5 protein-coding genes and 1 pseudogene are annotated in these 14,365 nt (G+C 66.0%); all 6 read right to left on the reverse strand.

The genetic code is table 11. The features are described 5' to 3' along the window. Nucleotides 1–67: 67 nt before the first annotated feature. On the reverse strand, nucleotides 68–3,151 hold the full coding sequence (locus ASE85_RS07925; protein WP_056686267.1) for a UDP-N-acetylmuramoyl-tripeptide--D-alanyl-D-alanine ligase: 3,084 nt from the start codon (nucleotides 3,149–3,151) through the stop codon (nucleotides 68–70). Then, nucleotides 3,148–4,338, reverse strand: a complete 1,191-nt coding sequence (locus ASE85_RS07930; protein ID WP_056686270.1) for an HlyD family efflux transporter periplasmic adaptor subunit — start codon at nucleotides 4,336–4,338, stop codon at nucleotides 3,148–3,150. The genes ASE85_RS07925 and ASE85_RS07930 overlap by 4 nt, the downstream gene beginning before the upstream one ends. After that, a complete protein-coding gene (locus tag ASE85_RS07935) occupies nucleotides 4,335–6,518 on the reverse strand; it encodes a type I secretion system permease/ATPase (protein ID WP_056686272.1) in 2,184 nt (727 codons plus the stop codon). Before ASE85_RS07935 ends, ASE85_RS07930 begins: the two co-directional genes overlap by 4 nt. Next, on the reverse strand, nucleotides 6,515–7,870 hold the full coding sequence (locus ASE85_RS07940; protein WP_235523403.1) for a TolC family protein: 1,356 nt from the start codon (nucleotides 7,868–7,870) through the stop codon (nucleotides 6,515–6,517). Before ASE85_RS07940 ends, ASE85_RS07935 begins: the two co-directional genes overlap by 4 nt. A gap of 95 nt (nucleotides 7,871–7,965) precedes the next feature. After that, the coding region (locus ASE85_RS07945) for a BapA/Bap/LapF family large adhesin (RefSeq protein ID WP_268795123.1) at nucleotides 7,966–14,143 on the reverse strand (6,178 nt) is incomplete at its 5' end. A 1-nt stretch (nucleotide 14,144) separates the two neighbouring features. Continuing rightward, nucleotides 14,145–14,341: pseudogene (locus ASE85_RS24385) on the reverse strand (Ig-like domain-containing protein); the annotation flags it as partial. Nucleotides 14,342–14,365: the final 24 nt, after the last annotated feature.

The following is a 14,365-nucleotide window of genomic DNA, read 5'->3' on the forward strand; positions in this document are numbered from 1 at the left end:
TCGTGGCGCATCGTCAAAGCTGCCGACCCCGGATTAACGGAAGGTAAAAAACGTAATTTTCTTGCGGTCATGCGACCGAAACAATCTCCATTTCGGACATATTTTTCTCCTCTGCTGCCGCCTTCAATTGCGCGACCAACTCATGCAGGCCACTGCCATGCGACCCCTTGACCAGAATGATGTCGCCATCCCGCGCCGTGTCCTGGAGGCAGGCGTACAACTGGCCGACATGATCGGCATGGAGGCCGCGCCGTTCCGGCGTCAGTTCGGCCCAAAGCGGCGTGTAGAGCGCGCCGACGGCATGGACGCGGTCGATTCCCTGTCGCTGGATCAGCGGTGCCAGTGCGCCATGATAGGCGGCCGCTTCCGGCCCCAGTTCCAGCATTTCACCCAATATCGCGATGCGCCGACCACCGGTCCGGGCGCCCAGCAATTCCAGCGCCGCCGCCATGGAGGCGGGATTGGCATTATAGGCGTCGTCGATCAGCGCGATCCGCCGGCCGCCGATGGTCAGCGCGACTTCCTCGCCACGTCCTGCCAGCGGGCGGAAATCGGCCAGCGTCGCCAGACCCTGCCCGGTATCAAGCGACAGAGCGGACAGGGTCGCCAGCACCGCCAGGCTGTTGAGCGCCATATGCCGCCCAAGCGCCTGCAGGCGATAATCGAGCATGCCCGCGGGTGTCGCCACCTGCACCCGGTCGCCCTGCCGCCCGATCAGCCGGAAGTCGGCGTCTGCTCCCTCGCCATAGCTGATGACCCGCAGGTCATGCGCGAGCGCGAGCGCGTGGACGGTGGGCTGTTCAGCCATGTTCGCGTTGAGGATCGCGACGCTGCCGGGCGCCATCCCCGCGAAGATCGCGCTCTTGCGCCGCGCGACGGTGGCAAGGTCGTGGTGAAATTCCAGATGCGCCGGCGCGATATTGGTGAAGACCGCGATGTCGGGGCGGGTCAGCAGCGCATTCTGCTTCATCCTGCCGATCGCCATTTCCATCACGATGTGCGGCGTATCCCAATGGATGGAGGCCAGATTCCAGGCGATGCCGTGCGGCAGGTTGGCGTTCAGCCGCGTTTCGCCCACCGCGCCCCAGGGCCGCAGCGCCTGCGCCAGCATCGCGACCATGGTGGTCTTGCCCGCGCTGCCGGTCACGCCGATCAACTTGCCGGTCATCGCCGCGCGGGCGTGGCGGCCCAGCGCCAGGATCGCCTCGTCATTGTTCGGCACCGCCAGCACCGGCAGGCCCCTATCGGAGAACCGATCCGGCGCGCTGGTGATGATCGCAGCGGCCTGCGGTTGCAGTCGATCCATCAGGCGCGGCGCGATTCCGCGCTCCCCTTCCCCTCCGCGCATCACGACCATTTCGCCGCCGCGCAGGCTGGGGGGAAAGATACACATTCCCTTTGCCTGCCAGTCGGCCGGCGGTGGCACGGCCCAGCGCCCGCCCGTCGCCTGGCAAACGCTGCGCGCGGTCCAGCCGGCTTCGGCGGGCAGCGCGGCCTCTTCCGCCCGTGTTTCCAGCAGGTGCCGGCGATAGGCGACCAGGCCCGACAGATAATGTTCGACATCATCGATCCGCACGCGAAAGGCATGGTGGCGGATGAAGAAACTGCCGACGATCCGGCGCGGGTTGGCGAAGAACATCGCCAGTTCCGGCCAGAAATGGCCGTTGAGCAGATAATGGGCACGGGCATGCAGCGCGCGGTGGAATTTGCCGAGGTCGATCGTATCAAGCAGATGACGGTGATCGGGGTCGGTGGCAAGGCGCGCGATCATGTGCTGCGCCGCCATCATCAGTTCCAGCAGCGTCGGGAAGGTAGTGATGCGATTTTCCACGAAATCCAGATGATCGCGGACATTGTCCAGCCCGAAGCGGAACCAGGCGTCGTCCGCGCGGTATCGGGTCAGTTCATTGACGCAATAGCTTAGCCAATGGTCGTGCGCCGCCGCATGGCCCGCCGCGATGAAATGGGTGAAGGCCCGTGCCACCGCGTCGATCCAGCGCGGATCGCCGGTCAGGCCGTAGAGGCGCATCAGGCCGAACGCGGCCTCTCCATCATAATAGATGATGCGGAAGTCCTGCTTCACCGTCAGCGTCGGATAGTCGAGCACATGCACGAAGCGCCCGCTTTCCTTGTCCTGCATATGCAGGATGCCGGCCGCCAGTCGATCGAGCAGCGGGCGATAGCGGTCGGTCGCCATCAACTCGCTATATTTGACCAGCGCCAGCAGGCAGACGGCATTGCCACCCAGCTTCGCCTCGTGGCCGGGATCCACCAGGAAGGCGGCCAGCGTGCCGTCCGGCAGGGCCGCCGGCCGGATCAAATCCTGCTCCAGATAGGCCAGCGCCCGTTCGATCGCGGCCAGCAGGTCGGGCGATCGCGTCACCTCCCAGCTTTCCAGCATGGCATAGGTGCTGCTGGCATGGCGCAGGCTGTTATAGGATTTGATTTCCCGGTCGAAACAGGGATGCCAGCCATAATGGAACCGGCCGTCCGCCTGCACTTGCGAGGCGAGATAGGCGCTGCCGTCATCGATCAGGCCCAGCAGCAGGTCCGGGTCGAGCCGTTCCACGGTCCGACGCCCGGCATTGCGCCCCTGTTCGCGGATCGCATGGAGGACGCCATCCATGCCCATGAACAGGCCAGCCGTCGAAAACAGCCAGACCGGCGCATGGTCCGCAAAGTCGATCGCCCGGACGCCATGGCGCAGCCGGGCGTAGCGTCGGAAATTGCCTTCATTCACGATGGCGGTCGCATGGCCGTTGCCGCCATAGAGCATGGCGTTGGCGTTGATTTCCGTCTCCAGAAAAGCCTGTTCCAGACGCGCGTCGAGCGCGATGCCCAGCCGGAAATAATTGCGCTTGGTCGCATCCAGCCGCTGGCGCAGGCTTTGCCAGTCGGTCTGCTCGACCGCGCGAACCCAATCGACCCGCAGCCAGTCCAGCCGGTCCGCCGCGTCCCGTAGCAGCGGCAAAGCATTGTCCCAGCAATCCGCCGCATCCGGCGCGCTGACGGTGATGGTCTGCGCGCGCGCCGCGCCGTCAGTGAAGGACAGGAACAGGACGACCTTGGGCGCGCCGTCGACCGGCCCCGGTGCCACCTGCCGCACTCGCTCGCCGATCGCGGCCAGCTTTTGTTCCAGCGTCGGGTTCATCGTTCCCGCAACCCTTCGCGAGCGCGGTTCAGCGGCTTCAACAGATATTGCATCACCGTCTTGCTGCCGGTGTGGATATCCACCGTGGCGATCATGCCCGGCACGATCGGGAAATGCTTGCCCGCCTTGTTGACCACGGCGACCGACCTGGTCCGCACAAAGACGCGATAATAATAGATTTCCGGGTTCACCTCATCCTTGATCGTGTCCGGCGATATGCTCGACACCGTCCCTTCCAGCCCGCCATAGATGGCATAGTCATAAGCGGAAATCTTGACCGTCGCCCGCTGATCGGGGTGGATGAAGGCGATGTCGCGTGGCGAAATGCGCGCCTCGATCAGCAACTGGTCGTCCAGCGGCACGATCTGCATGATCTCGCCATTGGGCGACACCACGCCGCCGATGGTGGACACGTCGATGCTCTTCACCACGCCGCGCACCGGCGAACGCAGCGTCAACCGGTTCAGCGTATCGGAGCGCCCGCGCACTACGGGGGCCAGCGCCTCCACCTCCTCGCTGACCTTGGCCAGATCCTGCTGCGCCTCGACCAGATATTGGGAGCGCAGATCGGATTTCTTGAGCGCCAGTTCGGCCTGCTGCCGCTTCAGCCGCAGCACCTCGACGCTGCTGGCAGCGCCGACGGCGATCAGGGATTCGCCGATCTTCACTTCCTTGCCGATGAGGGCGAGGGATTCATCGATCAGCCTGTCCGAACTGGTCAGGCTTTCGCGCCGGTCGCGATAGAGGCGCGTTTCCGCCGCCTTCAATTCAGGATAGCGATCGAGTTCGGCAGGGAAGGCGATGGCCGTGCCGCCGACCTCGGCCCGCAACCTTGCGGCGCTGGCCAGCGCGGCGCGATATTTGGCGGCGCTTTCGTCCACCGTCGATCCCGCCAGTGTGGGGTCCAACTGCGCCAATATCTGGCCCGGCTTCACGATATCGTCCTGCTTGACCATCAGCTTGGCCAATATGCCGCCCTCCAGCGACTGGATGATCTGCTCCCGGCTGGTCGGCACCACGCGCCCGCTGCCGCTGGCCACCTCATCCAGCCTTGCGAACCAGGCCCAGGTGAAGGCGACGACGAACAAGGCCGTGACCAGCCACAGCAATCGCTTCGCGCCGGCGATGCGACCGCGCCCTTCATCATCGAACTGCCATTCGTCGTCGATGACCGCTACGCCGCTCATGCCACCCTCGCCCGGTTGGCCTGCATGGTGCGGAGCGCGGCATCCTTGGGCTGGTCCAGCAATATGCCGCCATTGTCGATCACGATCACCCGGTCGGCCAGTTCCAGCACCCGCATCCGATGCGTCGCGATCACCAGTGTCCGGCCTTGCGCCCAGGTCTTGAGGCCCTCGATAAAGTGGCGTTCCGACACCTCGTCCATCGCAGCGGTCGGCTCGTCCAGCAACGCAACGGTCGGCTGGCGCAGCAGCAGGCGCGCCAGCAATAACGACTGGATCTGACCGCCCGACAGGCCGTTGCCGCCCTCCAGGATGACGTGCTCCAGCCCGCTGCGCAGGCGACGGACGAACTGGATCGCCCCGGTCATCGCCAGCATCGACAGGATTTCCTCATTGGATACGTCCGGCGCGCCCAAGGTCAGATTTTCGCGGATGGTGCCGTGGAACAGGCGGCTGTTTTGCGACAGGAAACTGACGTCGCGGCGCAGGTCGTTCGGGTCGATGTGGTGGAGCGCCAGATTGTCGATCAGCACTTCGCCCGACACCGGCTGCATCATGCCCGACAGCGCCTGCAAAAGGGTGGATTTGCCCGCGCCGTTTCGACCCAGCAGCGCGATCTTCTCGCCCGCCTTGATCTCCAGTTCCGGGATCGTCAGCGCGGGCGGGCTGTTGGGATCGGCATAGCTGAACACGCCGCCATGGATCGTGATCGCACCCGCGATCGCATTGACCGAAATGCGATGTTCGGCATCGGGCCGATCCACCGGCAGGCCCATGATCTGGTTGAGACTGCCGATCGCCACGCGCGATTGCTGGAATCGGCTGAGCAGCGACGTCACCTGCGCCATGGGCGCCATCATCCGCGACCCCAATATCGAGGAGGCGACCAGCGCACCGGTGGTGATGTCGCCCGCGATCACCATCGGCGCGCCGACGCACACGATCCCGGCATAGACGCCATTCTGCACATTCTGCGTCCAGACCGTCAGGCTGTTGGTCAGGCCGCGCAGCTTCAGTTGCTGCTCCCCGGCCTCCGCATTGTAGCGGTTCCAGAGCTGCTGGAACCGCTCTTCGGCCTGCAACGCCTTGATATCCTCGATGCCCTGCACCGCCTCCACCAGCATGGCATTGCGCAGCGAGGCTTCGCGCATCGACGCGGTCGCATAGGCGCGCAGCTTGCGCTGGGCGAGCAGGCCCGGCACCAGCAGCAGCACAAGGGCGGCCAGCGGCACCAGCACCAGCGGCCCGCCGATGAACCACAGGATGACGAGGAAGATCAGGAAGAACGGCAGGTCCGCCATCGCCGCGACCGTGGTTGAGGTCAGCAGTTCGCGCACCTGATCCAGATCGCGCAACTGGGCGATGAAAGTGCCGGTGGAGGTCGGCCGCGCCCGGTTGCGCACGCGCAGGGCGTGGCCGAACACCTTGTCCGACATGCGCAAATCCGCGCGCTTGCCCAGCACATCGACGATGTTCATACGCAACCGCCGCAGCAGGAAATCGAAGCCGATCGCCAGCGCCACGCCCAGCACCAATATGTAAAGCGTCGGATAGGATTCCGCCGGGACCACCCGGTCATAGACCTGCATCGAGAAGATCACGCCGGACAGGCCCAGCACGTTGGCGATGCAGGACGCCACCATCACATGCACATAGGATCGGCTATCCTGATGGATGATGCGCCGCAGCCAGTTATCTTGCTGTTGATGGATATAGGGGTCGACACGGGCGTCGGGCGTGGCGCGCACCGGCCGGGCGATGACCAGCAGCGTCGCGCCCCGCGCCACATCCGCGATCAGCATATGGGCGCGCAGGCCGCCCTCGCCCGCCAGCGACACTGTCGCTTCGCCATCCTCGGCTATGGCCGTGACCAGCGCCAGCGCGCCGTCGCTCATCCGCACGATCATCGGCAGGCGCCAGCCGGACAATGTGTCGCGCGCGTCGGGCGTGCGGAATCGGATCGACAGGCCCAGCGCGCGGGCCATACCGCGTATCTTGGCCTGCTCCCCGTCCATGCCGGCCCACAGGCCCGCCAGCTTCGCGCCCTGCTCGCTGTTGGGCAGGCCATAATGGCGCGCCACCTGCTGCAACAGGTCCAGCCAGGCGTCGATCGAAACGGCGCAGGTCGGACCGGGAGTCGCGCCTGCACTGGCGACCGGCTTGATCGGGGGCATCATGTTCATAGCGTCACCCCGCGCACCACCGTTCCCGTGAGGTGAAAGGCCGCGCGGGTCCGGCCCGAATTATAGAGGCAGTCCATCTGCAACCGCCGCAGGTCGTGCGCGGTATTGGCCGCCTCGAACCGGACCTGCTGAAACTCCTGCTCGGCATTGAGCAGGTCGACCAGCGTGCGCGTCCCCATTTCCAGATATTGCAGGCGATAGAGCTTGCCGGTTTCGTCCATATTGCCCTCTCGCGAGGCCAGCGTCCTGAGCAGCGCGCCCAGACTGTCGATCTGCTGCTGCGCTTCGGCCAGGCGCTGCGCCGTCTCGTTGCGCGCGCGTTCAGTCGCGGCGTCGGCCGCATCCAGCGCGAAGGCCGCGCCGCGCACCCGCGCTTTGGTGATGCCGCCGCCAAACACATTGCTGCTGACGTTGAGCCCCAGCGAATAGGCGCTTCGCCGGCCGGACAGGGGGTCGGACACGTCGATCGTGCTGGTGCCGCCGATGGAGATGGTGGGCATCTGCTCCGCCTTGCGGCGCTTGAGGTCCGCGATCGCCTGATCCTTCTGCGCCGCCGCCACCATGACGGCGGGCACGTCGGTCCAGTCGGGCGGGGGCTGGCGGCAGGCCGCCATCAGCCAGCCGGGCACGTCCTCATCGACCTTGGCAGGCGGTGCAGTCCGCCCCAGCAGATAGGCCAGGTTGCTGGACCAGCGGCGGCGCGCCGCCTCGATCTGAGACAGGGTGGCGATCGCGGCTTCCACACGGGCCTGCGCCTGCAAACCGTCCGAGCGGGTCGCCGCGCCCTTCTCCACCCGGCTGTCGACCAGGTCGCTGATGGCACGGACACGCTCCAGTTGCTCCAATCCGATCCGGTGGAGCGCCTCGCCGCGCTGCACCTCGACCATCGCATAACCGGTGTCGCGGATCAGCCCGTCCACTGCCAACAACATCTCAGCCTCGCCAACTCGCGTGCCCGCGCGCGCCATATCGACGGCGCTCGACACCTTGCCGAAATCGTAGATCATCTGGGAAGCGTTGATCTGGGGCCGGGGGCGCCAGTCGGCGGTCAGGCGGCTGTCATAGCCGGTGGCGAGGCCGGCGCTGATCTGCGGCGAATAGCCGGCGCGGGCGACGTCCACCTCCGTCGTGCGGGCGTTGAGTTCACCCGCAGCCTGGGTCAGCACCGGATGCCAGGCGATCGCCTCCCGTGCGGCATCCTCCAGCGTCACTAGATCGGTGGGGTTCACCACCGGTCCGGTCTGCGCATGTGCGGCCGAAACAAGTAAGCCGCCGGCGAGCGATAGCAAGGCTCTGCCGTTACGGAACAATGTTCCCATGCCGGTCATATCCTCATCAAGTATGACCAGCATGGGCGCCATTCGTTACGAACATGCTAACGCGAGATTTTTACTATCAAACTAATATTGTCATGAATTGTCATATTTGCCTGCGTTTCTGATATCCATCAGAATGCATGACCGTTATTGGCATTGTGCTTTTCGATATCATCCGATGTGGACAGATAACCGAGCGGATCCTGGGGCATGTCCACTGGCGTCAGATCGACGCTTCCGGGAGCGGGCGCCGGGCTGGCTTCCGTCAGGTCCACCCGTTCGGGGAGCGGCTGGCGGTCGAGATAGGCCGACAGCACATCTTCCAGCACGCCCTGCCCTTCGAACATCTGATAGGCCAGTTCGCCCAGCACATCGTCGGAAACGGGCATGTCGGTCGGGTCCGCATCCGGCGTGACCGGCTGGTCCGCCGTCGGTTCGGATGTGACGCTCGCTGACCGATGCGTGTCGTCGCTGACCGCCGCCGTCTCGTCCATGCGCAGGCTCGCGTCCTCGATCGACATCACCGCCGATGTCCCGCCGGAACCGACATTGATCGTCACGTCCAGCGTGGCCGTGGCGGTCGTGCCATTGGGCTGGACGATCTGGTAGGTGAAGCTATCGACCAGATTGACGGTCGAATGCGGGATCGTCGTGCCGGGCGTGTAGGTATAATGGCCCGTCTCGTTGACCGTCAGCTTGCCATAGGTGCCCTGGATCGTCACCGCAGTATCGCCAACCTCAACGAAGCCACTGCCCGTCCCGACCTTCACCACCGGGAAGGCGGTGCCGGTCACGTCATTGGCGAGCAATTCGCCCTGCGTGCCGGTCACGCCCGACACCGTATATTGGTCAAGATAGGTGATGGATTCGCTGATATAGACGGTCGACCCATAGGTAGTTCCCAGCAGATTGGTGCTGGACACCGTATAGGTATAGGTGCCGGCCGGCAAATCTTCGAACGTATGGCTGATGCCCGATCCCAGCGGCAGGCCGGCCACCGTCGTCCCGGTATAGGTGTCGACCGTCACGCCCGCCGCATTCTTCACCGTGATGGTGTAGCTTGGCAGGAGCGCAATCGTACCGCCCCGGATGACGGTGATGGTGACGTCCGACTGGCTGTTGGCGGCAACGGTAAAGCTGTCATTGCCGGATCGGGTACTCAGGATAGGCGTGTTGAACGAGAATTCGACCGTCGGCGCCACCGTCTGCACGACATTCTGATACTGGACCCCGGCGGTCGCGATATCATGGTTGGCGATCGGCGCGGCGGTGATGTCGTCGCTGCCGATCGTGATCGACAGGTTCGCCGTCTCCGTCTCGCCATCGCTGCTGTCGATCAGCGTATATTGGAACACATCCGTCTTGCCGATCGACGTGGCGCTCGCGGACGGGGTGTAGGTATAACTGCCGTCCAGATTGATGACCAGCCGGCCGAAGGCACCGTTCACCACCGTCCCGTTCGCATTCACCGCCGTCGTCACCCCGTTGACGGTGACGCTCTGGATCACCGTCTGCGGACTGATGATGTCGATATGGCCGTCAGGACTAGGATCGGTGATGACGTTGCCGTGGATCTGCTGGGGCACGATGCCGCCAATGTCGGTGAAGTCCGAATCGGTCCCCGCGACATTGAGCGACCCCAGCAGGCCGACACCCAACGTCCCGTCGAAGGTGACGAAGGCACGATATTGGCCCGCCTCCAGCGTTTCGGTGCTGACCAGATTGCCGTTCAGCAGGGTAAGTTGCAGCACCGACGCGCCGGTACCACCGCCCACGGCGACCCAGGCCGATCCGTTCCACCGCTGTACCGCGACCGAATAGCCGGCCAGCACGCCAATGCTGAGCGTCGCGTCATAAGTGAAGACGGCATTGAGACTATGGCCGTCCGCCACGGTGAAACCGACACTGGGCGTCGCCAGTACCTGCGCATCGACGTTGAGCAGGCCAAGCGACACCAGCGCCAGATAATTGGCCGTTCCGTGATTCACCGCCGTCGATACCGGCAGCAGGTCGATCAGGGCGACCGTACTGTTGTCGAACGCGGCGATATCGAACGGCGCGCCGACCAAGCCGGGCTGCGACTGGTTGCCGGCAATATCGGTCTGGGTGACGGTCAGATTCTGGCCGCCCACCTGCGGGCTGGACAGGGCGATCGAGAAGCGACCATCCGATCCCACCTGCCCGGTGCCGATCACGGTACCGGTTCCGTCGCGGACCCTGACCGTCGCGCCAGCCTCACCGATACCGGTCAGCGTCGTGCCGGCGGTGTCGACCGCCAGATTGACGGGGGCGTTGGGCGCAGTGATGTCCGGCGCGATCGCGCTGGTTGCCGCAGACGGATTCCCGGCGATGTCGGTCTGGATGACCCCGATCGTCTCGCCATTGGCCTGAGCCTGGGTCAGCGTCACCGAATAGGTTCCGTCGACCGCCACCACCGCCGTGCCGATCACGACGCCCGCCGCATCGGTCACGGTGACGGTCGCGCCGGCTTCGCCTGTCCCCGTCACTACCGCGCCGGTCGCCGATACGGCGGCCGTCGGTGCGGTGGGCGGGGTATGGTCGGGCGCGGTGACGGCAGTGTTGGGCGATCCATTGCCCGCCCCGTCCGCCTGGCTGACGGTCAACCGCTCGCCGTTGAGCTGCGCCGGGCTGAGCGCCGCAGTATAGCTGCCATTGGCGGCCACCGTCGCGGTGCCCAGGATCGTGCCATCGGCCGCGCGGACGGTGATCGTCGCGTCGGGTTCACCGGTGCCCGTCACTGCTCCACCATTGGCGGACACGGCAGCCGTCGGCGCCACCGGTGCCGTCGTATCCGGCGCGGTGATCGGCACGGTAGGCGACACATTGCCCGCCGGGTCGCTCTGTACCAGCGTCAGCCTCTCGCCATTGGTCTGCGGCGTATCGAGCGTCGCACTATAGGTGCCATTGGTCGCCACCACCGCCGTGCCCAGCAATGTGCCGGTCGCATTGGTGATGCGGATGGTCGCACCCGCTTCGCCCGTGCCGGACACGATCGCGCCATTGCCGCTGATCGTACCGGTCGGTGCCGCCGGCGCTGTGCTGTCCGGCGCCAGCGTCGTCGCGCGCGGCGACACGTTGCCGGCCGCATCCGCCTGGGTGATGCCCAGCGTCTGGCCATCGGTCTGCGGCGTCGTCAGCGTGGCGCTGTAGCTGCCATTGGCGGCCACCGTGGCGGTGCCGATGACGGTACCGGCCGGATTGGTGATGCTGATCGTCGCGCCAGCTTCACCGCTGCCGTTCACCACCGTGCCATCAGAAGTGACCACACCGGTCGGCGCGACCGGCGGGGTCGTGTCGGGCGCGATCGTCGGCACGCGCGGCGATACATTGCCCGCCGCATCCGCCTGCGTGATGCCCAGCGTCTGGCCATCGGTCTGCGGCGTCGTCAGCGTGGCGCTGTAGCTGCCATTGGCGGCCACCGTGGCGGTGCCGATCACGGTGCCGGCCGGGTTGGTGATGCTGATCGTCGCGCCAGCCTCACCCGTGCCGTTCACCGTCGTGCCATCGGACGTTACCGTACCGGTCGGGGCATCGGGTGCCGTGGTGTCGGGCGCGATCGTCGGCACGCGGACCGATATATTGCCGGCACTATCCGTCTGCGTCACGCCCAGCGTTTCGCCATTCAGTTGCGGCGTGGTCAGAGTCGCGCTGTAGCTGCCATTGGCGGCCACGGTCGCGGTCCCGATGACGGTCCCGGCCGGGTTGGTGATGCTGATCGTCGCGCCAGCTTCACCCGTGCCCGTCACTGTCGTGCCGTCGGACGTTACCGTACCGGTCGGCGCATCGGGCGCGGTCGTGTCGGGCGCGGTGATCGGCACTTGTGGCGATACCAGGCCCGCCCCATCCGTCTGCACCAGCGTCAGCGCCTGACCATTGGTCTGCGGCGTGGAGAGGGTGACGCTATAGCTGCCGTCGCCCAGCACGGTGGTGGTGCCCAGCACTGTACCGGCCGCATTGGTCACGCTGATCGTCGCACCGGCCTCGCCGGCCCCGCTGACCACGGCGCCATCGCCGCTGATCGTGCCAGTCGGCGCTGCCGGCGCCGTGATGTCGGGTGCGGTCAGGTCAACCTCGCCCGACGCATTGCCGGCTGCGTCGGTCTGGGCAAGACCCAGCGTCTCGCCATTCACCTGCGGCGGCGTCAGCGTGGCGACATAGCTGCCATTGACACCGACCGTCGCGGTGCCCAGCACCGTGCCATCTGCGGCCGTGATGCTGATCGTCGCGCCAGCCTCACCGGTCCCCGTCACCACCGTGCCATCGGTCGAAACGGTGCCCGTCGGCGCATCGGGCGCCGTGATGTCCGGTGCGGTGATCGGCACCTGCGGCGACACCAGGCCGGCCGCATCGGTCTGCACCAGCACCAGCGCTTCGCCATTGGTTTGTGGCGTATCAAGCGTGACGCTGTAGCTGCCGTCGCCCAGCACCGTGGCGGTGCCCAGTACCGTCCCGGCGGCATTGGTGACGGTGATCGTCGCCCCGGCTTCACCGGCCCCCGCGATGATCGCGCCATCGGGCGTGATCGTCCCCGTCGGCGCATCGGGCGCGGTGACATCCGGCGCGGTGACGTCCACCTCTGCCGAATCATTGCCGGCGGCGTCGCTCTGGGTAAGGCCCAGCGTCTCGCCATTCACCTGCGGCGTGGAGAGGGTAACGATATAGGCGCCATTAGGCCCCACCGTCGCCGTGCCCAGCACCGTACCATCGGCGGCAGCGATGCTGACGGTCGCACCTGCCTCACCCGTGCCCGTTACCGTCGTGCCATCGGACGTTACTGTGCCGGTCGGCGCATCGGGTGCCGTAATGTCCGGCGCGGCGATGTCGGTTGCCCCCGACGCATTGCCGGCGGCATCTGTCTGCACCAGCGTCAGCGGCTCACCATTGGTCAGCGGCGGATCGAGCGTGACGCTGTAATTGCCGTCATCATCGACCGTGGCGCTGCCCAGAACCGTGCCATCGGCATCGGTGACGCTAATGGTCGCGCCGGCCTCGCCCGTGCCCGTCACCGCGCTGCCGTCCGCTTCCACTGTGCCGGTCGGCGCAGCGGGCGCTTCCAGGTCAGGCGTCGCGACCGGAGTCGGATCGGACATATTGCCTGCCGCGTCGCTCTGCGTGACGCTCAGCTGCGAACCATCGGTCTGCGGCGGCGTCAGCGTCACCGCATAATGGCCCTGGCCATCGACCGTCGCCGTGCCGATCAGCGTGCCGCCGGCATCGCGCACCGCCACGGTCGCGCCCTTCTCGCCCGATCCGGTCACGACAGTGCCGGTCAGGTCGATCTGCGCGGTCGGCGCGTCGGGTGCGGTGATGTCGGGCGCAGTCAGGATGACGGGGACGGAACTGTTGTCGTCCGCATCGGTCTGCACCACGGCCAGTTTCTCGCCATTGGCCTGCGCCGGGTCGAGCGTGATGCTGTAATTGCCGTCGCCATCGACGGTCGTGGTGCCCAGCACCATATTGCCGGGACCAGTCACGGTCACGGTCGCGCCGATTTCACCCGTGCCCGACACCGTTTCGCCGGTCCCGTCGATCGTCGCGGTCACTGGATCGGGCGCATCCGGCCCGTTCAGATTGGGCGCAATCACCGGGACTTCGGCGGATTCATTGCCCGCGGCATCGCTCTGCACCACGGTCAGCGGTTCGCCATGCACCTGCGCCGGCACCAACGCCGTGGTCCAGTTGCCATCCTCATCGACCGTGGCGATACCGATCACCACCCCGGTCGGGTCGGTGACGGTGATGGTGGCATCGACTTCGCCCGTGCCGCTCATCGACTCGCCGTCGCCGGCGATGCTGGCGGTCGGGGGTTCAGGTGCGGTCAGGTCAGGCGCGACGATATCGGTCGTATCGGACACATTGCCAGCAGCATCCGCCTGAGTCACGGCCAGCGGTTCGCTGTCCAGTTGCGGCGGCGTCAGCGTGACGCTGTAATTGCCCTGATCGTTGACGGTTGCACTGCCCAGCAGCGTGGTGTCAGCAGCCCGCACCTCGACCGTCGATCCGGCGACGCCGGTGCCAGTCACGATGCGCCCGGTATCGTCGATCGTCGCGGTCGGTGCCGGCGGCGGCGTTATATCGTCCGCCGTCACCGTCACGCCGGTCGACACATTGCCGGCCACGTCACTCTGAGTGACGCCCAGCACTTCGCCATCCACGCGAGCGGGACTCAGCGGGAAGACATAATTGCCGTCATCGTCCACCACCGTCGTACCGATGATGGCGCCTGCGGCATCGCGCACCGTGATGGTCGCACCGACCTCACCGGTTCCGCTGATCGAAGCACCATCCNTCATCGTCCACCACCGTCGTACCGATGATGGCGCCTGCGGCATCGCGCACCGTGATGGTCGCACCGACCTCACCGGTTCCGCTGATCGAAGCACCATCCGGCGCAATCGTCGCCGTCGGCGCATCGGGCGCCGTCAGGTCCGGCGCCACGATGTCGGTCGGGTCGGATATATTGCCCGACGGATCGACCTGCGTCACCGCCAGCGGCTCGCCATCCGTCTG

Source organism: Sphingobium sp. Leaf26, from assembly GCF_001421665.1.
In the GTDB taxonomy this organism is placed as follows: Bacteria; Pseudomonadota; Alphaproteobacteria; order Sphingomonadales; family Sphingomonadaceae; genus Sphingobium.

Coding starts and splice junctions, on each gene's coding strand:
- ASE85_RS07940 (WP_235523403.1), bottom strand. CDS start 7,870: ATGCTGGTCATACTTGATGAGGATATGACCGGCATGGGAACATTGTTC.
- ASE85_RS07925 (WP_056686267.1), bottom strand. CDS start 3,151: ATGAACCCGACGCTGGAACAAAAGCTGGCCGCGATCGGCGAGCGAGTG.
- ASE85_RS07935 (WP_056686272.1), bottom strand. CDS start 6,518: ATGAACATGATGCCCCCGATCAAGCCGGTCGCCAGTGCAGGCGCGACT.
- ASE85_RS07930 (WP_056686270.1), bottom strand. CDS start 4,338: ATGAGCGGCGTAGCGGTCATCGACGACGAATGGCAGTTCGATGATGAA.